Here is a 22,272-nt window from a genome sequence, read left to right on the forward strand (position 1 = left end):
CGCCATGAATGACAAGCCCATCCTCTTCAAGAACGCGCGTCTCGTCGACCCTGCCAGCGGGCGGGAGGAGCGGGGCGGCGTGCTGGTCCGGGACGGCCTGATTCAGGAACTCGGCCCACAGGTCGCCGGAACCTCCGATGCCGAGGCAGTGGAGTGCCACGGCCTGGTTCTCTCCCCCGGCCTCATCGACATGCGCGCCTTCATCGGCGAGCCCGGAGCGGCTCATCGTGAGACGCTGAAGAGCGCCGGCGAGGCGGCCGCGGCAGGCGGCGTCACCACGATCGTGGCCATGCCCGACACGAGTCCGGTTCTCGACGACCCTGCCATCGTCGACTTCGTGATGCGCCGGGCGCGGGACAACTCGATCGTGCGCATCCGCCCCGCCGCGGCGCTGACCAAGGGCCTGAAGGGGCAGGAAATGGCCGAGATCGGCCTCCTGCGCGAGGCCGGCGCCATCGCCTTCACGGATGGCCTGCGCTCCGTCACCAATGCCCAGGTCATGCGCCGGGCCCTGACCTATGCCCGCGATTTCGACGCCCTGATCGTCCATCACGTGGAGGATCCGGATCTCGTCGGGGCGGGCGTGATGAACGAGGGCGAATTCGCCACCCGGCTCGGAATGCCGGGCATCCCGCGCGAGGCCGAGACGATCATGCTGGAGCGCGACATCCGCCTCGTACGCCTGACGGGCGGCCGCTATCACGCCGCGATGATCTCGACCGCCGATTCGGTGGAGATCGTGAAGGCGGCGAAGGCAAGGGGACTTCCGGTCACCTGCGGCGTTTCCATCAACAACCTTGCGCTCAACGAGAACGATATCGGCGACTACCGCACCTTTCTGAAGCTCTCGCCGCCCCTCCGCCACGAGGACGACCGGCAGGCGATGATCGATGCGCTGGCGGAGGGAATCATCGACGTGATCGTCTCCGACCACAATCCACAGGATGTGGAGACGAAGCGGCTGCCATTCGCAGAGGCCGCGGACGGGGCAGTCGGGCTCGAAACCCTGCTCTCGGCGGCCCTGCGCCTCGTTCATGCCGGTCGCATGTCCCTGCCCAATCTCCTCCGGGCGCTGTCCACGCGGCCGGCTGAGATCCTTGGACTTCCCGGCGGACGGCTGGAGGTCGGTGCGCCTGCGGACCTCATTCTGTTCGATCCCGATGCGCCCTACGTGCTCGACAAGCGCACCCTGCGTTCGCTCTCGAAGAACACGCCTTTCGACGAAGCCCGTCTGGAAGGACAGGTGACGGTGACCATGGTTGCAGGCAGGATCGTCTTCGACCGCCGCCCGAACTGAAGAGACCTGCATGACCGACGATGTCCATCTATTCCACCTGCTGATCGCCCTGGTCTTCGGCTATCTCCTCGGCTCGATCCCGTTCGGGGTGATCTTCACCCGCATGGCGGGCCTGGGTGATATCCGAAAGGTCGGCTCCGGCAATATCGGAGCGACGAACGTTCTCAGGACAGGTCGCAAGGGTCTTGCCGCCGCCACCCTCATCGGCGATGCGCTGAAGGGGACGGTGGCGGTTCTCATCGCCGGGCACTGGGGGCAGGATCTCGCGACCATCGCCGCGCTCGGCGCGTTTCTCGGCCACCTGTTTCCCGTCTGGCTGGGTTTCAAGGGCGGCAAGGGGGTCGCGACCTTCATCGGGGTCCTGATCGGCCTCATGCCGCTTGCGGCCCTGATCTTCGCCCTGATCTGGCTCGCCGTCGCCTATCTCAAGCGCTACTCGTCCCTGGCGGCCCTTGTGTCGACGGCTGCGACCCCCCTTGTTCTCTGGGCCCTCGGCGAGCCGAAGATGGCAGGCGTCGTCCTCATCCTCGTGGTCCTGCTCTGGTGGAAGCACAGCGAGAACATCAGCCGCCTCGTGGCCGGGTCCGAGGGCAAGATCGGGCAGAAGGGATGAGCGGCACCAGGCTCACGGACGAGCAGCGGCTCGACTGGCTGCGCCTGATCCGCTCCGAAAACGTAGGCCCGCGGACCTTCCGTGCCCTCGTGAACCAGTTCGGCGGGGCGGCAGCCGCCCTCGAGGCTCTGCCTGATCTTGCCCGGCGCGGCGGGCGCCTTCTGCTGAAGGTCACAAGCCGCGCCGAAGCCGAGAAGGAAATGGCTGTCGCAGCGCGCCTGGGCGTCCGCTTCGTCGCCATGGGCGAGCCCGACTATCCGAAAGCGCTTCAGGCTGTCGATACGGCACCGCCGCTGATTGCCGTGCGCGGGTCGAGCGAAGTCTTTGCAAAACCGTCCGTTGCCATCGTCGGATCCCGCAATGCCTCCGCCTCGGGCCTCACCTTTGCGGAACGTCTGTCCCGGCAGCTTGGCGAGGCCGGCTACATCGTGGTCTCGGGTCTCGCGCGCGGGATCGACACGCGCGCCCACAAGGCGGCGCTGGAGGCGGGCACCATCGCTGTCCTGGCGGGTGGTCAGGACAGGATCTACCCATCCGAGAACGAGCCTCTGCTTCGCGCCATCGTGGAGCAGGGCGGAGCCGTGGTGTCGGAAATGCCGTTCGGCTGGGAGCCGCGCGGACGGGACTTTCCACGAAGGAACAGAATCGTCTCGGGGCTCTCCTACGGTGTTGTCGTAGTGGAGGCGGCACGCCGGTCCGGCTCGCTGATCACGGCGCGGTTCGCGCTCGAGCAGGGACGGGAGGTCTTTGCCGTCCCGGGCTCGCCGCTCGACCCCAGGGCCGAGGGCACCAACGATCTCATCCGGGATGGTGCCACCCTCTGTGCCGACATCGAGCACATCACAAGTGTTCTCGAACCCTTGATCGCAACCGCCCTGCGTCCGGATACGAATATCGAGGAGCCGCGTCATCCGGTCGGGACTGAAGAGCTCTGGGATGAACTCGACCTGCCCGACGTTCCGCGGCCGCCGATCGGAGCCATTGAACCGGACGTGGAGGAGAGCGGAGAACCGGGCCAAGGGCAGGATGGGATCCGCCTGGTCGACCTGCTCGGACCGTCGCCAGTCGCCATCGACGATCTCGTCCGCCAGTCGGGCCTTTCGATCCGAGTCGTGCAGACGACGTTGCTGGAACTGGAAATCGCTGGCCGCCTCGAGCGGCACGGCGGCAATGCCGTTTCCCTCGTCGCAGGGCGCTGAAACGCACACGGTCCCTCAAGGATTCCTGCCGCCGCTTTGTCGGACGCGCGTTGCCTCGAGACGTGCCATGTCGAGGAGATAGGCGAGCAGGTCGAGATTCGACCTTCGCGCGAGATACGAGAGCTCCGCCGCAAATTCTGCGATGTACTGCGCCGTTTCGGGTGCCGATGCCTCGGCCCTCAGGCGGCTGGCCGCCTTCGCTTCGATAAGAGCCTTGGATGCGCTGGCACGGAGCGGGGTTTTCGACATGGGACGCGTTCGCCGACCTGTTTTTACGAGATGACCCTAGATAGCAGTACAACTCGAAATATTACAAGGTCGCATTATGTAATCTAAGGTTGTGAAATTTTACAGAAAGGCAATCAGGAGCGGCATGGAGATCATGGCAATGAGCAATTGGAGGATGAGGATCTCGGCCATCAGCGGGGCATTGCCGCCCATCTGGCGGGCAAGGACATAGCCCGAACTCGCAGACGGCACGGAGGCGGCGATGACGGTCACCGCGATGTCGTTCCCCGAAACGCCTCCGAGCCGGGCGAGCAGGGCAGCGATGAGCGGCAGGGCCAGGAGCTTGAGCACGCAGGAGACCGCATGGGCAACGCCCGGACGCGCCAGGCGACGGATCTCGAAGCCGGCGCCGACCACGAGCAGTCCTGCGGCGAGGGCGGCGCGGCCGAGGAGGTCGATATACCCTGTCAGCGGCTTCGGCAGCGGCGGAAGAAGCATGTTCAGCGCCAGGCCGACGATGCAGGACCAGATCAGGGGATTCGAGACGATCACGCGAAGGATATCGAGCGGGCTCTGCCGCGTGCGGCCCGCATAGCGGACGAAGACATAGATCGCGAGCAGGTTGAGGAGGGGCACCATGCCGGCGACCGCCACCGCGATCAGCGCCACGCCGCGTCCCCCGTAAAGGCTGCCCGCGACCGCCAGCGCGATGAAGGTGTTCCAGCGGGTCGCTCCCTGGAACACGGAGGTGAAGCTCGGGCCGTCGACGCCGAACCGCCGTTCGAGGAACGGACGCATGATAAGGGCCAGGGCGCTGACGATGAGGATCGCCCCGACGAGCGCGCCCCCGACTCCGACGATCGGAACGGATTGCAGATCGGCGCGCGCCAGCGTGTCGATGAACAGCGCCGGAAAGAACACCACATAGGTGACGCGCTCGAGCCCCATCCATTGCTTGTCGTCGACGAAACCTGTCGCGCGGCAGAGCCACCCCGTCGCGATGATGAGAAAGGTCGGAATCAGGCTGGCAACGACAGCGGACATGACGGAATCGCCGGATGGAGGACCCGACACTGTGCCGGGAACCGGCCTCTCGGGACGTGGAAGGGATGGAGGCGCTTAGACCGGATCAAAGGTCTCGACAAGCATCTTAAGGCCGAGCATGGACATGTCCGGCGCCGTGCTCCAGTTTCCACGACCCGTTTCCATCGAGGCTCTCATGATCCCGGTCACCGAAACCATCGCGCTCGACGAGTCCGAGATCGAGGAGACGTTCATCCGTGGCTCCGGTCCAGGCGGACAGAATGTCAACAAGGTCGCGACGGCCGTACAGCTGCGCTTCGACGCCCGGCGCTCGCGCTCCCTGCCGGACCCAGTCGCCATCCGCCTGATGAAACTCGCCGGAAGCCGCCTGACCAGCGAGGGAGTGATCGTCATCACGGCGCAGCGATTCCGGACCCAGGAACGCAATCGGGAAGATGCCCGGCAGCGCCTCGTGGACCTTATCCGGCAAGCGACGGAAGTTCCGAAGCCTCGACGCAAGACGAAGCCGACACTGGCCTCGAAACAGCGTCGGCTGGAATCAAAGTCCAAGCGCTCGGAGATCAAGAAGGGGCGGGGCGCGAAGCCGGGATTCGACTGAATGCCCGTCGTTACCGTTGAAGAAGGGCCCCGAATTGCTGTCAGGCAAGTCCTAGGCCCATGGCCGCTGACGATGCAGGATCAGGCGCAACGACAGCCATCGCTCCTGGTTCTGAGCCGCTGACGGTTATGGCTTCCGGGCTCCACCTCGCGGCCCCGGCATGACAGTGGCGCCAATCGCCCCTTCCTCCGGCGGATAGGCATGCTCGACACCCCGGAAATCCGCGACCGCGTAGGCGCCTTCGGCTGTTTCGCGAAGGGCATCGGGTCCGATCACGGCCTTCCCGTGCCCGCCCGGGATGTCGAGGATGTAGGTTGGCTGGCACAGGCCCGAGATCCTTCCGCGAAGTCCAGCGACAAGCGCCTGCCCCTCGGCGATCGATAGCCGGAAATGGCTCGTTCCCGGCGCGAGGTCGGGGTGGTGCAGGTAGTAAGGCTTGATCCGAGTCTCCACGAAGGCGCGCATGAGGGCGGCGAGGATGTCGGGATCGTCGTTGATGCCCCTGAGGAGGACGGATTGGCTGAGCATGACGACGCCCGCGTCGACCAGGCGGGCGCAGGCGGCGCGTGCCGCGTCGGTCAATTCGCGCGGATGATTGGCGTGGAGTGCCACATAAGTCGTCTTGCCACTCGCCATCAGCGCCTCGATCAGAGCCGCATCGATCCGCTCCGGTTCGACGACGGGGACGCGGGTGTGAAAACGGACGACCCGCACGTGGTCGATGGTTGCGAGCCGTGCGGTGATCTCCTTGAGCCGGCGGGGCGACAGCACCAGCGGATCGCCGCCGGTGAGGATGACCTCCCAGATCTCCGGATGCTGTGCGATATAGGCGAAGGCCGTATCCATGGCTTCCAAGGTCAGGGTTCCGAGTCCCTGCGGTCCGACCATCTCGCGCCGGAAGCAGAAACGGCAATAGACCGGACAGACATGCACGGCCTTGAGCAGGACGCGGTCCGGGTAGCGGTGAACGATCCCCTCGACCGGGCTATGCGCGAGGTCGCCGATGGGATCGGTCCGTTCCTCCGGCCTCGTGACGAGTTCAGCCGCGTCCGGGACGAACTGGCGGGCAATGGGATCGGCGGGATCGGTACGGTCGATCAGTTCGGCCATCGCCGGGGTGATGGCAACCGCATAGCGCTCTGCGACGCGCGCGATGGCTCCGGCCTGTTCGGACGGGACGAGCCCCGCCTGCAGCAGATCCTCGGCGCTCCGAACGGGCTTCGACGGGCTCACCTTCAATAGGCTCATGGCGCCGTCTCCGGAACAGGCGCCCAGATGACCTGGTCGATGCGCGAGGCGCCGGCGGCCAGCATGACGAGACGGTCGAAGCCGAGGGCAATCCCACTGGCCGCCGGCATCAGGGCGAGCGCCGCCAGGAAATCCTCATCGATCGGGTAGCGTTCGCCGTAGATACGCATCTTCTCCGTCATCTCCACCTCGAAGCGGCGGCGCTGCTCGGCGGGATCGGTCAACTCGCCGAAGGCGTTGGCGAGTTCGACGCCGCAGGCATAGAGCTCGAACCGCTCCGCCACGCGCGGATCGCGCGGCGTCGGGCGGGCGAGCGCGGCCTCGGCGACCGGGTACTCGTCGAGGATCGTGGCGCGGCCATGACCGAGATTGGGCTCGACGCGCTCCACGATGACGCGGCTGAACAGATCCGACCATGTGTCGTCCCCCGCGACCCGCAGGCCTGCCTCCCTGAGCGATGCCGCAAGGTGGTCCCGGTCGGTCTCTCCGGTCCGGTCGATGGACGCGAGAAGATCGATGCCGGCGAAGCGCTGGAAGGCTTCCGCGACGCTGAGCCGCTCCGGCTCACGGAACGGGTCGGTCGTTTGGCCCCGGAACGTGAGGGCGCGGGTCCCGGCTTTTTCGGCGGCAAGGCCGAGAAGTTCGGCGGCATCGCGCATCAGGGCTTCGTAGGGCTCCTCGGCCCGGTACCATTCGAGCATGGTGAATTCCGGATGGTGCAGGGAGCCCCGCTCGCGGTTGCGATAGACATGGGCGAAACAGGCGATCCGCCTCTCCCCGGCCGCAAGGAGCTTCTTGCACGCGAATTCGGGCGAAGTGTGAAGGTAGAGCGGGGTTCGCGCTCCTCCCATGCTGATCGCCTCGGTCGCGAAGGCGTGGAGATGGGCCTCATTGCCGGGCGAAGCCTGGAGCGTGGCCGTATCGACCTCGACGAAGTCCCGATCCGCGAAAAAGGTCCGGAAGGCCGCCTGAATCCGGTTGCGCGCGAGCAGAAACGGGCGCCGATCCGCATGGACATGGGGTGTCCACCAGGGCGATGGGGCGGGCAGGGATTTGTTCCGTTCCAAAGGCGGCCTCGAGGCGTGGTGCGGTCAGGCTGGCGATTTCCGCGAAGATAGGCTAGTTGCGGCACCGAAAAGGTTTCTGAAGCGTCTCGTTGGGCCGGGCAGTCCAGCTTTCGGGGCGCGCCCTATCTGTCACAAGGAAAGCTTCCCGTGAAGGTCATCGCCTCAACGCTCCGCAAAGGCAACGTCGTCGATATCGACGGCCGCCTCTATGTGGTTCTCACCGCCCAGAACATCCACCCCGGCAAGGGCACGCCCGTGACCCAGCTCGACATGCGCCGCATTTCCGACGGTGTGAAGGTGTCCGAGCGCTACCGCACGACCGAGCAGGTCGAGCGCGCCTTCGTGGAAGACCGGGAGCACACCTTCCTCTACGAGGACGGTGAAGGGTTCCACTTCATGAACCCGGAGACCTATGACCAGGTGGCCGTGCCGGAAGACATCCTTGGCGACCAGAAGCCCTACCTTCAGGAGGGCATGGCCGTCATGCTGTCGACCCACAACGGTGTGCCGATCGCCATCGAGCTTCCCGCCCGCGTCACCCTCGAGATCACCGAGACCGAACCGGTGGTGAAGGGCCAGACGGCGTCCTCCTCCTACAAGCCCGCCATGCTCTCGAACGGCGTCCGCACCATGGTCCCGCCCCATATCCAGGCAGGAACCCGGGTCGTCATCATGACGGAAGACGGCTCCTACGTGGAACGCGCGAAGGACTGACGATTCGGCGCCCTGCGATCCCCGACGCGTCGTCGGTGGTTTTCCCTTGAAGGGTGGGCTGTTTCGGTGAAGCCTCGCCGGATCTCCCATCCTTTCTCGTTCCTGCAAGCTGAAGACCGTTCATGGCGAGCACCGGCCCGAATTCCATCAATCCCCTGGTTGCGGATGTCGGCAGCCCGCCGATTCCGGAGGCCCAGGCCTGGACAAGCCGCTATGGCGGTGCGTATGGGCCGCTCATCAACCTGTCGCAGGCCGTTCCAGGAAACGCGCCGCATCCCGGCATGCTCGAACGGCTCGCGACGGCCGCCGGGTCTCCCGCGGGCGCACAGTACGGGCCCATCAATGGCGATGCCGGGCTCCGGGAAGCCTACGCGACCGAATTGTCGCGTCTTTATGAGGGCCGGATCGCGCCTTCGGACACCGCCGTGACCGCGGGCTGCAACATGGCCTTCTTCGCCACGATGATGCTCCTCGCCCGCCACGGCGACGCTGTCCTGCTGCCGGCCCCCTGGTACTTCAACCACCAGATGAGCCTGGACATGCTCGGCATCGAACCTCGCCCCCTGCCGTGCCGGCCCGAGGCCGGATTCGTGCCGCGGGTCGAGGATGCGGAGACTTTGATCGACGCCAAGGTCAAGGCCATCGTTCTCGTCACGCCCAATAATCCCACCGGCGCCGTCTATCCGGCTCATGTGATCGAAGCCTTCGCCGAGATGTGCTCGCGGCGCGGGATTTATCTCGTGATCGACGAGACTTACAGGGATTTCCTGCCAACCGGCGTGAACCGGGCGCACGGGCTCTTCACCACGGACCGGTGGCGAGAGGGCGTGATCCAGCTCTACTCTTTCTCGAAATCCTACGCGATTCCCGGCCACAGGATGGGCGCGGTTACGGCCGATGCCGGCGTGATCGAGCAGGTCGCCAAGATCCTGGATTGTATCCAGATCTGTGCGCCGCGTGCAGCCCAGGCCGTCCTGCCGTGGGCCATCGACGCCCTGCGCGACTGGCGCGAGGCGAACCGGACGGAGATCAATGAGAGGGCCGCCGTTTTTCGACGGGCGCTCGCGCCCTTGCCCGAGTGGCGGGTCGAATCGGTCGGCGCCTATTTCGCCTATCTCAGCCACCCCTTCGCAGGGGTATCCGCGCAGGCCGTTGCGGAGAAGCTCGCGACGGAGCGTGGCGTCCTGTGCCTCCCCGGAAGTTACTTCGGTCCCGGGCAGGAACGGCACCTGCGCGTCGCCTTTGCCAATGTGGGAGCCGATGTGCTGGCGAGCCTGACGGATCGTTTCCGCGACTTTTCCGTCTGATACCCTCCGTCTGCGCCGTCCAAAACTCGCCTCTTACCCTTGGCAGAGTGCCAATGGCGTTGTTACTCTCAGGGCCAAACGGGCATCCATTCGATGCCAGGGATATTGTTTTGACCGTGAAGTATGATGGGATTGTCGAAGCAGAGGGAGACCGAACGAATCCGCTAGCGGAGCCCGTCAGGGATTCGTCATGGCATGCGGATCGCCCCTATGCAGCGACAGGACGGCGGAACGGGCGTCGACGCCCGTCGCGCAGCTATGCGGCGCTCGACCTCGGCACCAACAACTGCCGCCTGCTGATTGCCGAGCCAGCCCATTTCGGCTTCCGGGTCGTCGATGCATTCTCCCGCATCGTGCGTCTTGGAGAGGGCCTGGGCTTCGGCAATCATCTCAGCGCGGACGCCATCGAGCGGACGATGGATGCGCTGCGCGTATGCCGCGACAAGATGGCCGCGAAGGATGTTCTGCGCGCTCGCCTGGTGGCCACCGAGGCCTGCCGCCTGGCTTCCAACGGCTCTGCTTTCATCGAGCGGGTGCGGACCGATCTCGATCTCGAACTGGAAATCGTCGACCGCAAGACCGAGGCCTATCTTGCCGTCACGGGTTGCGCCTCCCTGGCGGATCCGAAGGCGCATTCGGTCATCGTGTTCGATATCGGGGGAGGCTCGACCGAGATCGCATGGCTCGACGGGCTCGCGCCGCACATGTTCGCGGATCCGTGCAAGCGGATCCGTGCATGGGATTCTCTCCCGGTGGGAGTGGTGACGCTGGCGGAGCGCCATGGCGGCATCGACGTCACGCCGGAGAGCTTCGAAGGTATGGTGGAGGAGGTGACGGAGCTTCTTCTCGACTTCTCCCTCGTCGCGGCCGAGGCCGGGCGGGCGCCCAACTTTCACCTCCTCGGCACGTCCGGAACGGTCACGACGGTGGGCGGGATCCACCTGCGCCTCGCCCGCTATGACCGCCGCCGTGTCGATGGCATGTGGATGGAGGACGGAGACGTCACCTCGGTGATCGAGCGCCTCCTCGGGTCCGATTTCGAGGAGCGGGCCGCCAATGCCTGCATCGGCAGGGACCGGGCGGATCTGGTGCTCGCGGGCTGTGCCATTCTCGAGGCGATCCGCCGGACCTTTCCATCCGAGCGGCTACGGATCGCCGACCGCGGCCTGCGCGAAGGAATTCTGATGAACATGATGCGTGAAGACAGCGTGTGGCGGGGGAGCCATCGGTGAGCACTCCCAAATCCGGATCCGGTGTCCGCACCCTCAAGCAGAGGGTGAAGACGGCCAACAAGCGCTCGCTTTCTTCGCAGAAATGGCTCGAACGGCAGCTCAACGACCCCTACGTGGCGCGGGCCAAGCGCGAGGGTTACCGTTCGCGCGCAGCGTTCAAGCTGCTGGAGATCGACGACAAGTACCATGTCCTGAAGCCCGGCCAGCGGGTGGTCGATCTCGGTGCCGCTCCGGGCGGCTGGGCGCAGATCGCGGCGCGCAAGGTCGGCGCGAAGGGCAAGGTCGTGGGCATCGACCTGCTGCCCATCGATCCCATGCCCGGGGTCGAATTCATCCAACTCGACTTTCTCGACGAAACCGCTCCGGCGAAGCTGATCGACATGCTCGGTGGGCCGGCCGATATCGTCATGTCCGACATGGCCGCCAACACCACCGGCCACAAGAAGACCGACCATTTGCGCATCATGGGCCTGGCGGAAGCGGCCATCGAATTCGCACGGGAGATCCTCGCCCCTGGCGGCGTCTTCATCGCGAAGGTGTTCCAAGGGGGGACGGAGGGGCAGCTCCTGGCCGATCTCAAGCGCGATTTCGCCGTGGTCCGTCACGTGAAGCCGGCGGCGAGCCGCGCGGACTCGGCAGAACTCTACGTGATGGCGACGGGTTTTCGAGGCGGCGCGGACCGGCAGCCGTCATCCTGAGATGTCCGTGGCCCGAGGCGATGACAGGAGGGCAGGCGCATGGTTTACAAGATCGGCATCATCGGCTTCGGCAAGATCGCCCACGACCAGCATCTTCCCGCCATCCGTGACAATCCGAATTTCGAACTGACCGCCGTCGCCAGCCAGCGCGGCCTTGCCCCCGACGAGGCAAAGCACACCTTCAAGGACTATCGGGAGATGCTGCGCAGCCTTCCCGACCTCGACGCGGTCGCCATCTGCACGCCTCCCCAGGTGCGACATGCGATTGCCCGCGACGCGCTCGAGGCCGGTAAGCATGTGCTGCTCGAAAAGCCGCCCGCAGCCACCCTGAGCGAACTCGAAGACCTCCGCCGGATTGCCCACGAGATGCGCAAGGTGGTCTTCACCACGTGGCATGCCCAGTACAACAAGGGCGTCGACCTCGCGCGGGACACCCTCGCCGGACGGACGGTCACGCGTCTGCTCGTCACGTGGAAGGAAGACGTCCGTCACTGGCATCCGGGCCAGCAATGGATCTGGCAGGCGGGCGGGTTCGGGATCTTCGATCCCGGAATCAACGCACTCTCCATCGTGACGAAGATCATGCCGGCCCCCGTTTTCATCAAGCGGGCCAATCTTCAATTCCCTGCGAACCGGGACGCGCCCATCGCCGCGAACCTGCAATTCTCGACGGGAACCGACGACGCGGACCTGCAGGCTGTGTTCGACTGGCGGCAGACAGGGCCGCAGACCTGGGACATCGACATCGCCTGCGAGGGAGGCCCTCTGCTGAAGCTGTCCCATGGCGGCAGCCGTCTCGAGGTCGACGGAATGGTGGTCGCCGATGAAGCATCGGATGAATATCCCGGGATCTATCGCCGCTTCGAGAGCCTTTTGTCCGAGGGGAGGGCCGAGGTGGACGATGCGCCGTTCCGCCTGGTGGCGGATGCCTTCATGATCGGGCAGCGCGTGCAGGTGGAGCCGTTTGAGGACGATCCCGGCAAGGCAGCCGGATAGCGCGTATCACTGATCCTTCATTCCGGGAGCGCGCAGCGGAGCCCGGAACGACTGCGTGTGCCATCAGCGACCCTCTTTACGGGCGGAGGGGTGCGTCGTTCACCCTGAGGCGAGATGTTTCTTCAAGAAGGCCACCGTGCGTCTCCAGGCCAGATCAGCGGCCTGTTTGTCGTAGCGGGCGGCGTTGGTGTCGTTGTTGAAGGCGTGGTTGGCGCCCTCGTAGACATGGATCTCATAGGTCTTTCCCGCCTTCTTCAGGGCCGCCTCGTAGGCCGGGATGCCCGCGTTGATGCGCTCGTCGAGGCCGCCGTAATGCAGCAGGAGGGCGGCATGGATCTTCGGAACGTCCTCAGCCTTCGGCTGGCCGCCGTAATAGGCGACCGCGGCTGATAGGTTCGGTTCTGCCACGGCAAGGCTGTTCGCGGCGCCGCCACCCCAGCAGAAGCCGACGGCCCCGACCTTGCCGTTGCCGTTGGGCAGGCTCTTCAGAAAGGCGACCGCCGCCTTGCCGTAGGTGGCGATGTCCGCCTGCTTGAGATGGCCGATCATCTCCCGGCCCTTGTCCTCGTCGGCCGGGGTGCCGCCCATGGGAGACAGGTAGTCGAGCCCAAGGGCGATGAAGCCCTCCGTGGCCATGCGGCGGGTCACGTCCCTGATATGCGGGTTGAGCCCCCGGTTTTCGTGAATGACCAGGACGCTCGGAAGCTTGTCCCCCGTCTTCGGCCGCACAAGGTACCCCTTGAGGCCCGGCGCGCCGGGAATGTCGACCATCTCCGCGACGATGCGCGGATCCTTCTCGTCCACCGTGTCGGCCTTGGCGTAATTGTTCTGCAGGATCGGCAGAAGGGCCGTTGCAGCGGCGGTGCTGCCGGCAAGGCTCGCCAGCCTGTCGAGGAAGGACCGGCGGCTCATGCCGCCATGAGTGAAGGTGTCGTAGAGGTCGATAATGCGTTGATCCATGGCAGCCCTCGGCTCTCGTTCCCTGGTGGGCTCGATCTTAGGGTGCTTCCGTGCCGTCTCCCAAGCCGCTGGACGGTGTATGCCGCATCAAAGCTTTGTGACCGGACATCTCCGCTCCGGCATCGTGCGGAAGCCGCATGAAGGCGAAGGTGGACACGCTGGCGATCGCGGCCACGATCCAGAAGGCCGGGCCGAAATCCTTTGCCACGATGGTGGGCGAGCCATGGAACTGGGATGCGCTTTCCAGGGCAAAGGCGCCCAGCGCCACGCCCATGCTGAGCGCGAGTTGCTGCGCGACGCCCGACAGGCTCGTGGCCGAGCTCATGTCGCGCTGGGACACATCGGCGAAAGCGAGAGCGTTGATGCTGGTGAACTGGAGGGACCGGAAGCAGCCGCCGATCAGGAGGATCGTCATGATGAGCCAATGCGGCGTGGAGGGAGTGAAGAACCCATTGATGGCGATGAAGGACGCCCCAACGATGGCATTGACAGTCAGAAGGCGTCGGAAGCCCAGCTGTTCGAGGATGCGCTTCGCCATGGTCTTCATGAACAGCGCCCCGACGGCGGCGATGAAGGTCAGCGAGCCGGAGGCGAGAGGAGAGAGGCCGAAGCCGAGCTGGAACATCAGCGGCAGCAGGAAGGGGATGGCGCCCACGCCGATCCGGAACAGCGATCCGCCGGTGACACTGGCGCGGAACGTCGGGATCTTGAAGAGGCCGAGCTGAAGGACCGGATGGGGTGTGCGCCGCGCGTGGCGGACGAACAGCAGAAGGCTGATCGTTCCCGCGGCGGCGCAGCCCACCGAGACGCTTGGTGGGATCAGATGGCGCCCGCCGGAGGCAAAGCCGAGCATCAGGAGGGCGAAACCGGCCCCTGCGAGGACGAAGCCCAGGAAATCGAAGGGCGGCGTATCGTCCTCCCGGATCTCCGGGACGAAGATCGTCGCCAGGATGATCCCCAGGATTCCGATGGGAATGTTGATGAAGAAGATCCAGCGCCAGTCGAAATAGGTCGTGATGAAGCCGCCAAGCGGAGGCCCGGCGATGGGGCCGATCAGGGCCGGGATCGTCAGGGTCGCGAGCGCCTGGACCACCTCGTTCCGGGGGACGCTGCGCAGGAGGACGAGGCGACCGACGGGCACCATCATGGCCCCGCCCATGCCCTGGATGAACCGGGCCAGGACGAAGCCTTCGAGAGACCCCGCCGCGGCACAGGAGAGCGAGCCGGCCATGAACACCGCGATCGCCGCCCGGAAGATCGTCTTCGATCCAAACCGGTCCGCCATCCAGCCCGAAATCGGGATGAAGATCGCGAGGCCGACGAGGTAGGAGGTGAGCGCAAGCTTGAGCGCGATGGGATCCTCGCCGATATCCTGCGCGATCATGGGCAGCGACGTCGCGATCACGGTGGAGTCCGTGTTCTCCATGAATAGCGCGGTCGCAATGATCAGGGGGAGCAGGCGGGATTGGCGCATGACCTCTGGCAATTAGCGTCATTGCGGGAACTTGCAAAGAGATCCGGTTGCACGGGAGATCTTCTTTCCCCACAGGGTTTTACCGCTTTGCGAAAAGACCGGCCCATGCTACGGACCCTCGCCAACTCGTCGCCGCGTTTTCGCGGATCATTTCTCGCAATCCAAGGAGTTGGCTATGGCTTCGATCGCCGATCGTCTCATCGATGGACTGACCTTCGACGATGTCCTGTTGCGGCCCGGCCGCTCGGAAGTCCTGCCTGCCGAAGTCGATGTAGCCACCCAGCTGACCCGATCGATCCGCCTCAATCTCCCGATCATCGCCTCGGCCATGGACACGGTCACCGAGGGCCGCATGGCCATCGCAATGGCCCAGGCCGGCGGCATCGGCGTAATCCACCGCAATCTCGAACCCGATGCCCAGGCTGAGCAGGTCCGCCTCGTCAAGCGCTACGAGTCGGGCATGGTGATGAACCCCATCACCATCCATCCGGACGAGACCCTGGCCGACGCCCTGGCCATGATGAAGCATCATGGGATTTCGGGCATTCCCGTGGTCGAGCGCGGGCCGAGCGGTTCGAAGGGCAAGCTCGTCGGCATCCTCACCAACCGCGACGTGCGCTTCGCCAACAATCCGTCCCAGCCCGTCTCCGAGCTCATGACGAAGGACCGGCTGATCACTGTCCGCGAGGGTGTGAACCAGGACGAGGCGCGACGGCTCCTTCACCAGTTCCGCATTGAGAAGCTGCTCGTCGTGGACGATCACTACCGCTGCATCGGCCTGATCACGGTGAAGGATATCGAGAAGCAGGTGGCTCATCCCAACGCCGCGAAGGACGAGCAGGGCCGCCTGCGCGTCGCCGCCGCCACCACCACCGGCGACCAGGGCTTCGAGCGTTCCGAGCGCCTGATCGATGCCGGTGTCGACGTGATCGTCGTCGATACGGCCCATGGCCACTCCGTCCGGGTCCTCGAGAGCGTCACCCGGGCCAAGAAGCTCTCCAACGCCGTCCAGGTCATCGCCGGCAACGTGGCGACACGCGAGGGCGCGAAGGCTTTGATCGATGCCGGCGCCGATGCGGTGAAGGTCGGGATCGGCCCGGGCTCCATCTGCACCACCCGCATCGTCGCCGGCGTCGGCGTGCCCCAGCTGACCGCGATCATGGAGGCCGTCGAGGCGGCGGCGGAGGCCGGGATCCCCGTCATCGCGGATGGTGGCATCAAGGTTTCGGGCGATCTGGCCAAGGCCCTGGCGGCCGGGGCGTCCACGGTCATGGTCGGCTCGCTGCTGGCCGGCACCGACGAGACCCCGGGGGAGGTGTTCCTCTACCAGGGACGTTCCTACAAGTCGTATCGCGGCATGGGCTCGGTGGGAGCGATGGCCCGTGGCTCGGCGGACCGCTATTTCCAGGCCGAGGTACGCGACACGCTCAAGCTCGTGCCGGAGGGCGTCGAGGGACAGGTGGCCTACAAGGGTCCGGTCTCCGCGGTTCTGCACCAGCTCGCGGGCGGCCTTCGGGCCTCGATGGGCTATGTCGGGGCACGGACCCTGCCGGAATTCTGCGAAAAGGCTCAGTTCATCCGCATCACGGGCGCCGGCCTGCGCGAAAGCCACGTACATGACGTGACGATCACGCGGGAAAGTCCTAACTATCCGACCCGCAGCTGAGCTTGAGCTTTCAAGGGCCGTTCATGAGCATCACCGCCGTCCTTCTCCCGGTCTTCGTCCAGGTCGGGCTGACCTTCCTCCTCCTGTTCTGGATGGGGCGCCTGCGCGTCGGCGCCATTCGGGCCGGGGAGGTCAGGGCCCGGGACATCGCCCTTGGCGAGCGCAACTGGCCGGCCGGCGTGCTGAAGCTCACCAATTCCTATCACAACCAATTCGAGCTGCCGGTCCTGTTCTATGCACTCGTCGCCCTGGCCCTGATCACGAAAAAGGCGGACCTCGTCTTCGTGGTGATGTCCTGGCTCTTCGTGGTGGCCCGCTTGGTTCATGCGGGGATCCATGTCACGTCGAACCGGGTCGACAAGCGCTTCAGGGCCTTCCTTGTCGGTGTCCTTATCCTGTTCGTGATGTGGATCGTCTTCGCCCTGAGAATCTTCGCCTCGGAGCTCGGTGTCTGAGCGCGGTTTTGGGAGACGGGGCCGCCGCTGGGTCCGGAAAATGTGAAGATGGCGCGCGGGGCACCAGCCCATCGCGCCATCGCTTTCAGGATTTCCTGCCGCTCTCGTGCTCGGTCTTGGCGTCGCAGGCCTTGCGCGGTGGCGGATTGATATCCGCAACGGCGAGAATGCGAGTCAGCTTGATCGAAATCGTCCAGCGTTCCACGGCGCACAGGTGCACCATGCACGCGCCGTCTTGCAATCGGTCCGTTTCGGGACCGAAGATTGGTCCCGCCGTGTCATATCCACGGCCAAGGTCGAGTATTGTATTCCTATGACGCCAGCAGCCCGCATCGCCGCCGCCATCGAAGTTCTCTCTGATATCGATACCCGCCGCCGCCCAGCCTCGGATGCGCTGAAGGACTGGGGCCTGTCCCACCGCTTCGCAGGGTCGAAGGACCGCGCGGCCATTGCCAGCCTCGTTTATGACGCCCTGCGCCGGAAAGCCTCCGCCGCCTGGATCATGAACGAGGCGTCACCGCGCGCCATCATGCTAGGCATGCTCAGGCTCCAGCGCGGCCTCGATCCGGATGCGATCGCGCAGCTGTTCTCGGGGGAGCGGTTCGCGCCGGAGCCTCTCACCGAGACCGAGCGCGAGCGGCTGGGCGGCGGGACGCTCGACGGGGCTCCGGCTCCCGCGGCGGGCGACTTCCCGGAATGGATCGCGCCGTCGCTCGCGCGCATCTTCGGAGATGACCTCATCCCGGAGATGCAGGCGCTGACCGCCCGCGCCCCTCTCGACCTGCGGGTGAACACCCTGAAGGTCGCCTCCCGCGAGGAGGCGCACGATGCCCTGCCGCATCTGAGCGCCGTGGAGACCCCCCATTCGCCCCTCGGCCTGCGGATCGCACCCGGTGAGGATGGGCGTGGCCCTCCGATCCAGGCGGAGCCGGAATTCCTCAAGGGCTGGATCGAAATCCAGGACGAGGGCTCGCAGCTCGCCGCCCTGCTGTCGAGCGTAAAGCCCGGCGAACAGGTGGTCGATCTCTGCGCGGGAGGTGGCGGCAAGACCCTGGCGCTGGCCGCGATGATGGAGAACCACGGCCAGCTCTATGCCACCGACAATGATGCCCGCCGCCTTGCCCCGATCCACGAGCGTCTGACGCGAGGGGGAATCCGAAACGTCCAGGTCCGGACCCCGCGCGGCGGAGCGGATGCGGTGTCGGATCTCGATGGCCGGATCGATTGTGTCGTGGTCGACGCTCCCTGCACCGGCGTCGGGACCTGGCGGCGCAATCCGGACGCCAAGTGGCGGCTGCGCCCGGGAAGCCTGGAGGTCCGGCGCAAGGAGCAGGCTGCCGTGCTCGACCGGGCCGCGACGCTCGTCAAGCCCGGCGGCCGCATCGTCTATATCACCTGCTCCGTCCTGCCCGATGAGAACGACGACGCGCTGTCCAGCTTCCTGGAACGGAGCCAGAGCTTCCGGCCCGCCCCGAGGGACGAGGTCCTCAAGGATGCAGGTCTCGAAGCGCTCAAGGCATATCTGCGCCCCACCACCTACGGATGGCAGATGACGCCGCTCCGCACGGGCACCGACGGCTTCTACGTTGCCGTTCTTGTCAGAAGCCCATAAGTCAGCGACATCCGTGCCATCGCCTTTCCCGTCCCCGAGGCCTTAGACCGCTCCATGACCCAGACCCACGACAAGATCCTCATCGTCGATTTCGGCTCCCAGGTGACCCAGCTCATCGCGCGCAGGGTGCGCGAGGAGGGAGTCTATTCGGAAGTCGTGCCGTTCCAAAAGGCGGCCGAGGCCTTCCACCAGATGAAGCCGAAGGGCGTGATCCTCTCCGGAGGGCCGGAATCGGTGACGATGGAAACGTCGCCCCGCGCGCCTGAGGATCTGTTCGATGCCGGAGTTCCGATCTTCGGCATCTGCTACGGGCAGCAGACCATGGCGGCGCAGCTCGGAGGCGAGGTCGAGGGCGGGCATCATTCCGAATTCGGCCGCGCCGAGATCGAGGTCCTGACCGAGAGCCCCCTGTACCAGGGGGTCTGGCAGGTGGGAAAGAAATACCCGGTCTGGATGAGCCACGGCGACCGCGTCACCAAGCTGCCCGAAGGCTTCGAGACCTTGGCCTCCTCGCCGAACGCGCCCTATGCGATCACCGCGGACGAGGAGCGCAAGTTCTACGCCGTGCAGTTCCATCCCGAAGTGGTCCATACGCCCCAGGGCGAGCTGCTGATCCGCAACTTCGTCCGCGACATCGCCGGGTGCAAGGGCGATTGGACCATGAAGGCCTTCCGGGAGGAGGCCATCGAGCGCATCCGTGCACAGGTCGGCAAGGGCCGGGTGATCTGCGGCCTCTCTGGCGGCGTCGATTCCGCCGTGGCGGCGGTGCTGATCCACGAGGCGATCGGCGACCAGCTCACCTGCGTCTTCGTCGATCATGGCCTGTTGCGCATGGGCGAGGCGGAACAGGTGGTCGGCCTGTTCCGGGATTCCTACAACATCCCGCTCGTGCACGTTCAGGCTCAGGACCTCTTCATCGGTGCGCTCGAAGGCGTATCGGACCCGGAGGTCAAGCGTAAGACCATCGGCAAGCTCTTCATCGACGTGTTCGACGAGGAAGCAAAGAAGATCGGCGGGGCCGATTTCCTCGCACAGGGCACGCTCTATCCGGACGTCATCGAGAGCGTCTCCTTCACCGGCGGACCGTCGGTGACCATCAAGAGCCACCATAATGTCGGCGGCCTGCCCGAGCGCATGAAGATGAAGCTTGTGGAGCCGCTGCGCGAATTGTTCAAGGACGAGGTCAGGGTGCTCGGCCGCGAGCTCGGCCTGCCCGAGGCCTTCGTCGCCCGCCATCCGTTCCCCGGACCCGGTCTCGCCATTCGCGTACCTGGCACGATCACCCGCGAGAAACTCGAGATCCTCCGCAAGGCCGATGCGATCTATCTGGAGGAAATCCGCAAGGCGGGCCTCTACGACCAGATCTGGCAGGCCTTCGCGGTGCTGCTTCCCGTCAAGACCGTCGGCGTCATGGGCGATGGACGCACCTACGATCACGTCTGCGCGCTGCGCGCCGTAACATCCGTGGATGGCATGACCGCGGATTTCTTCCCCTTCGACATGGCTTTCCTGGGCAGTGTCGCGACGCGCATCATCAACGAGGTCAAGGGCATCAACCGCGTCACGTACGACATCACCTCGAAGCCGCCGGGAACGATCGAGTGGGAGTGAGCCGGGCCCGGTTCGAGGGCTGACTCGCGGGACGAAGCCGATTCCAGTCTTGTCATTCCGGGGCCGCGTCGGCGGCGCCCGGAACCCATAAACGCGACTTTGCAGGATTAGACGCAGCGGGGGATCGTAATCCTTTATCCTGAACCGATGGAGGTTACGGGTTCCGGAGTCCGCTTCACAGCCCCGGAATGACGACTGTTCCCATAAAGCGCGGCAGGCGTGGGAAAGAGGCCGCTTTCTGCTCCGGCGCACACCTCGCCCAGGCCTGGCAGCCTCAGGTCCAGGCGGACATGAGAAACAAAAAGGCAGGCGTGGCGCCTGCCTTTTTCATGCATTCCTGGCTTATTGGATCTTGGGTGGCTCGTCGAAGTTCAGGCCCGGAAGGTCGCCGCCTCCACCGGGGCCGATGCCCGGTACCAGCAATTCATCAAGCTTTTTCTGCACGGCGGCAGGATCGACCTTCGCGGCCGTGCCCTTGTAATGCATCACGAGGTTCGGGAACATCACGACCAGGGCGACCATGATCAGCTGGATCACCACGAAGGGAATGGCACCCTGATAGATCTGGCCGGTGGTGATCGGATCCATGCGCTTGCCGGTCAAGCGGTCGATATAGGGTTCCTTGGGGGCCACCGAGCGCAGGAAGAAGAGGGCGAAGCCGAAGGGCGGGTGCATGAACGAGGTCTGCATGTTCACGCCGAGAATGACGCCGAACCAGATCAGGTCGATGCCCAGCTTTTCGGCAGCCGGTCCGAGCAGCGGGATGATGATGAAGGCGAGTTCGAAGAAGTCGAGGAAGAATGCCAGGAAGAACACCAGCACGTTCACGACGATGAGGAAGCCGACCTGGCCGCCCGGCAGCGAGGTCAGGAGATGCTCGACCCAGATATGGCCGTTGACGCCATAGAAGGTGAGCGAGAAGACGCGTGCGCCGATCAGGATGAAGAGCACGAAGGCGGAGAGCTTCGCCGTGGCCTCCGTCGCCTGACGGACGAGGGTGAAGTTGAAGCGGTTCGGGTTGTTGTCGAGCCTGCGCTTCACCGCTGCGAGGATGACTGAGCCGAGAGCGCCCATGGCGCCGCCTTCCGTCGGCGTCGCGAGGCCGATGAAGATGGTGCCGAGCACGAGGAAGATCAGCAGCAGCGGCGGCACCATGACGAACGTCACCTGCTCCGCCATGCGCGACATGAGCCGGAAGCCGCTGAAGCGCTCGACGAAGCCGACGATGAGCGCATAGGCCGCTCCGGCGATGACCATTTCAAGGGCGAGCGCCAGGGACGGATGATCCTGGCGAATGACGAAATAAAGGGCGACAAGAGCCGCCGTGAGAATGGCGGAGATGGCAACGCGCTTGGCGCCGAGCATGCGGTTCATGAGGGCGCAGATCAGGGCCACGACGGTGGCGACGCAGATCGTCAGGATCACGAAATCGGCGCCGGCCTTGGTATTCGTCTGCGACAGGACGTAGTAGCCGACGAAGCCGGAGAAGATTACCAGGATGCCGAGCTGCCAGACGCCACGCCCTCCGCCGGGTTCCCGGTAGCCGATCGCCTCAGGCGGCAGTCCGGGGGCCGACTTGGGGAAGAAGATCGACATCAGAAGGACGTAGCCGGCGTAGAGGCCCGACAGGATCAGGCCGGGCAGGAACGCGCCCTCGTACATGTCGCCGACGGAGCGTCCGAGCTGGTCGGCCATGACGATGAGCACGAGGGAGGGCGGGATGATCTGCGCCAGGGTGCCGGAAGCGGCGATGACGCCGGAGGCGAGCCGCCGGTCATAGCCATAGCGCAGCATGATCGGCAGCGAGATGAGGCCCATGGAAATGACCGAGGCCGCCACGACACCGGTGGTGGCAGCGAGCAGCGCGCCCACGAAGATCACGGCATAGGCCAGGCCGCCGCGTACGGGGCCGAACAGCTGCCCGATAGTGTCGAGCAGGTCCTCCGCCATCCCCGATCGTTCGAGGATCAATCCCATGAAGGTGAAGAACGGGACCGCGAGCAGCACCTCGTTCGACATGGTGCCATAGACCCGGTCCGGCAGGGCCTGGAGCAGGGGCCACGACAGGGTGATCGTGTCTGGGGCGAGGGGGGCGAGCTCGACGGCGAGGAAGAAGAACAGGAGACCGTTCGCCGCGAGCGAGAACGCGACCGGGTACCCGAGGAGCAGGAAGATGACGAGCGCCGCGAACATGATCGGCGCGAGGTTCTGGGCAATCAACTCAGCCATGAACTGAAACTCCGGAAAGAAGTA

At 65.3% G+C, this 22,272-nt stretch carries 21 protein-coding genes; 13 read left to right on the forward strand and 8 right to left on the reverse strand.

Annotated elements, in window-relative coordinates; translation table 11 throughout:
- Positions 1-4 precede the first annotated feature (4 nt).
- Genes AC522E_RS08805 through dprA form a run of 3 tightly spaced genes read left to right on the forward strand, consistent with a single transcriptional unit; the run spans position 5 to position 3,109 of the window.
- Complete coding sequence (locus AC522E_RS08805; RefSeq protein WP_500750035.1) at positions 5-1,297, forward strand: dihydroorotase; 1,293 nt, start codon at positions 5-7, stop codon at positions 1,295-1,297.
- A gap of 10 nt (positions 1,298-1,307) precedes the next feature.
- Positions 1,308-1,910, forward strand: coding sequence for a glycerol-3-phosphate 1-O-acyltransferase PlsY (plsY, locus tag AC522E_RS08810; protein WP_500750037.1), 603 nt, complete (start codon positions 1,308-1,310; stop codon positions 1,908-1,910).
- On the forward strand, positions 1,907-3,109 hold the full coding sequence (gene dprA / locus AC522E_RS08815) for a DNA-processing protein DprA (protein ID WP_500750038.1): 1,203 nt from the start codon (positions 1,907-1,909) through the stop codon (positions 3,107-3,109). The genes plsY and dprA overlap by 4 nt, the downstream gene beginning before the upstream one ends.
- Positions 3,110-3,124: 15 nt before the next feature.
- Here dprA and AC522E_RS08820 read toward each other — a convergent pair whose 3' ends face one another.
- Together AC522E_RS08820 and AC522E_RS08825 are read right to left on the reverse strand one after the other, a co-directional pair.
- The gene (locus tag AC522E_RS08820; protein ID WP_500750039.1) at positions 3,125-3,358 is read right to left on the reverse strand and encodes a hypothetical protein; all 234 of its coding nucleotides are present in this window, start codon (positions 3,356-3,358) and stop codon (positions 3,125-3,127) included.
- Positions 3,359-3,457: 99 nt separating this feature from the next.
- Positions 3,458-4,381: an AEC family transporter gene (locus tag AC522E_RS08825; protein ID WP_500750040.1), complete on the reverse strand. Its 924-nt coding sequence runs from the start codon at positions 4,379-4,381 to the stop codon at positions 3,458-3,460.
- A gap of 175 nt (positions 4,382-4,556) precedes the next feature.
- Here AC522E_RS08825 and arfB point away from each other — a divergent pair, with 175 nt between their 5' ends.
- A complete protein-coding gene (gene arfB / locus AC522E_RS08830; protein ID WP_500750627.1) occupies positions 4,557-4,979 on the forward strand; it encodes an alternative ribosome rescue aminoacyl-tRNA hydrolase ArfB in 423 nt (140 codons plus the stop codon).
- 126 nt (positions 4,980-5,105) lie between these two features.
- Here arfB and AC522E_RS08835 read toward each other — a convergent pair whose 3' ends face one another.
- Together AC522E_RS08835 and epmA are read right to left on the reverse strand one after the other, a co-directional pair.
- Entirely contained in the window at positions 5,106-6,227 is a 1,122-nt protein-coding gene (locus AC522E_RS08835) for a lysine-2,3-aminomutase-like protein (protein ID WP_500750041.1), read from the reverse strand.
- Complete coding sequence (gene epmA / locus AC522E_RS08840) at positions 6,224-7,276, reverse strand: EF-P lysine aminoacylase EpmA (protein WP_500750628.1); 1,053 nt, start codon at positions 7,274-7,276, stop codon at positions 6,224-6,226. Before epmA ends, AC522E_RS08835 begins: the two co-directional genes overlap by 4 nt.
- A 165-nt stretch (positions 7,277-7,441) precedes the next feature.
- Between epmA and efp the strand changes: the two genes are divergently transcribed.
- The 5 genes from efp (at position 7,442) to AC522E_RS08865 (ending at position 12,241) form a co-directional block, all read left to right on the forward strand.
- Positions 7,442-8,008, forward strand: a complete 567-nt coding sequence (gene efp / locus AC522E_RS08845; RefSeq protein ID WP_500750042.1) for an elongation factor P — start codon at positions 7,442-7,444, stop codon at positions 8,006-8,008.
- A 122-nt stretch (positions 8,009-8,130) separates the two neighbouring features.
- Entirely contained in the window at positions 8,131-9,315 is a 1,185-nt protein-coding gene (locus tag AC522E_RS08850; protein ID WP_500750043.1) for an aminotransferase, read from the forward strand.
- A 110-nt stretch (positions 9,316-9,425) separates the two neighbouring features.
- A complete protein-coding gene (locus AC522E_RS08855) occupies positions 9,426-10,547 on the forward strand; it encodes a Ppx/GppA phosphatase family protein (protein ID WP_500750044.1) in 1,122 nt (373 codons plus the stop codon).
- The gene (locus AC522E_RS08860; protein WP_500750045.1) at positions 10,544-11,245 is read left to right on the forward strand and encodes an RlmE family RNA methyltransferase; all 702 of its coding nucleotides are present in this window, start codon (positions 10,544-10,546) and stop codon (positions 11,243-11,245) included. The genes AC522E_RS08855 and AC522E_RS08860 overlap by 4 nt, the downstream gene beginning before the upstream one ends.
- A 39-nt stretch (positions 11,246-11,284) precedes the next feature.
- Positions 11,285-12,241 carry a Gfo/Idh/MocA family protein gene (locus tag AC522E_RS08865; RefSeq protein ID WP_500750046.1) on the forward strand — a complete coding sequence of 319 codons (957 nt, stop codon included), beginning with the start codon at positions 11,285-11,287 and terminating at the stop codon, positions 12,239-12,241.
- Positions 12,242-12,340: 99 nt separating this feature from the next.
- Here AC522E_RS08865 and AC522E_RS08870 read toward each other — a convergent pair whose 3' ends face one another.
- Together AC522E_RS08870 and AC522E_RS08875 are read right to left on the reverse strand one after the other, a co-directional pair.
- The gene (locus AC522E_RS08870; RefSeq protein WP_500750630.1) at positions 12,341-13,237 is read right to left on the reverse strand and encodes a dienelactone hydrolase family protein; all 897 of its coding nucleotides are present in this window, start codon (positions 13,235-13,237) and stop codon (positions 12,341-12,343) included.
- 1 nt (position 13,238) lies between these two features.
- Positions 13,239-14,675 (reverse strand): DHA2 family efflux MFS transporter permease subunit, encoded by a 1,437-nt coding sequence (locus AC522E_RS08875; RefSeq protein ID WP_500750047.1) that lies wholly within the window; start codon positions 14,673-14,675, stop codon positions 13,239-13,241.
- 175 nt (positions 14,676-14,850) lie between these two features.
- On the opposite strand from AC522E_RS08875, the gene guaB reads away from it, so the two are divergent.
- Together guaB and AC522E_RS08885 are read left to right on the forward strand one after the other, a co-directional pair.
- Entirely contained in the window at positions 14,851-16,341 is a 1,491-nt protein-coding gene (gene guaB / locus AC522E_RS08880; protein WP_500750049.1) for an IMP dehydrogenase, read from the forward strand.
- Positions 16,342-16,364: 23 nt separating this feature from the next.
- On the forward strand, positions 16,365-16,796 hold the full coding sequence (locus AC522E_RS08885; protein WP_500750051.1) for an MAPEG family protein: 432 nt from the start codon (positions 16,365-16,367) through the stop codon (positions 16,794-16,796).
- An 85-nt stretch (positions 16,797-16,881) separates the two neighbouring features.
- Here the strand turns inward: AC522E_RS08885 and AC522E_RS08890 are convergent, their stop codons facing one another.
- Positions 16,882-17,019, reverse strand: a complete 138-nt coding sequence (locus AC522E_RS08890) for a hypothetical protein (RefSeq protein WP_500750052.1) — start codon at positions 17,017-17,019, stop codon at positions 16,882-16,884.
- Between the two features lie 90 nt (positions 17,020-17,109).
- Here AC522E_RS08890 and AC522E_RS08895 point away from each other — a divergent pair, with 90 nt between their 5' ends.
- A complete protein-coding gene (locus tag AC522E_RS08895; protein WP_500750053.1) occupies positions 17,110-18,408 on the forward strand; it encodes an RsmB/NOP family class I SAM-dependent RNA methyltransferase in 1,299 nt (432 codons plus the stop codon).
- Between the two features lie 54 nt (positions 18,409-18,462).
- On the forward strand, positions 18,463-20,019 hold the full coding sequence (guaA, locus tag AC522E_RS08900; protein WP_500750054.1) for a glutamine-hydrolyzing GMP synthase: 1,557 nt from the start codon (positions 18,463-18,465) through the stop codon (positions 20,017-20,019).
- Between the two features lie 342 nt (positions 20,020-20,361).
- Here the strand turns inward: guaA and AC522E_RS08905 are convergent, their stop codons facing one another.
- Entirely contained in the window at positions 20,362-22,248 is a 1,887-nt protein-coding gene (locus AC522E_RS08905; protein WP_500750055.1) for a TRAP transporter large permease, read from the reverse strand.
- Positions 22,249-22,272: the final 24 nt, after the last annotated feature.

This window comes from Microvirga sp. BF8 (genome assembly GCF_059888585.1).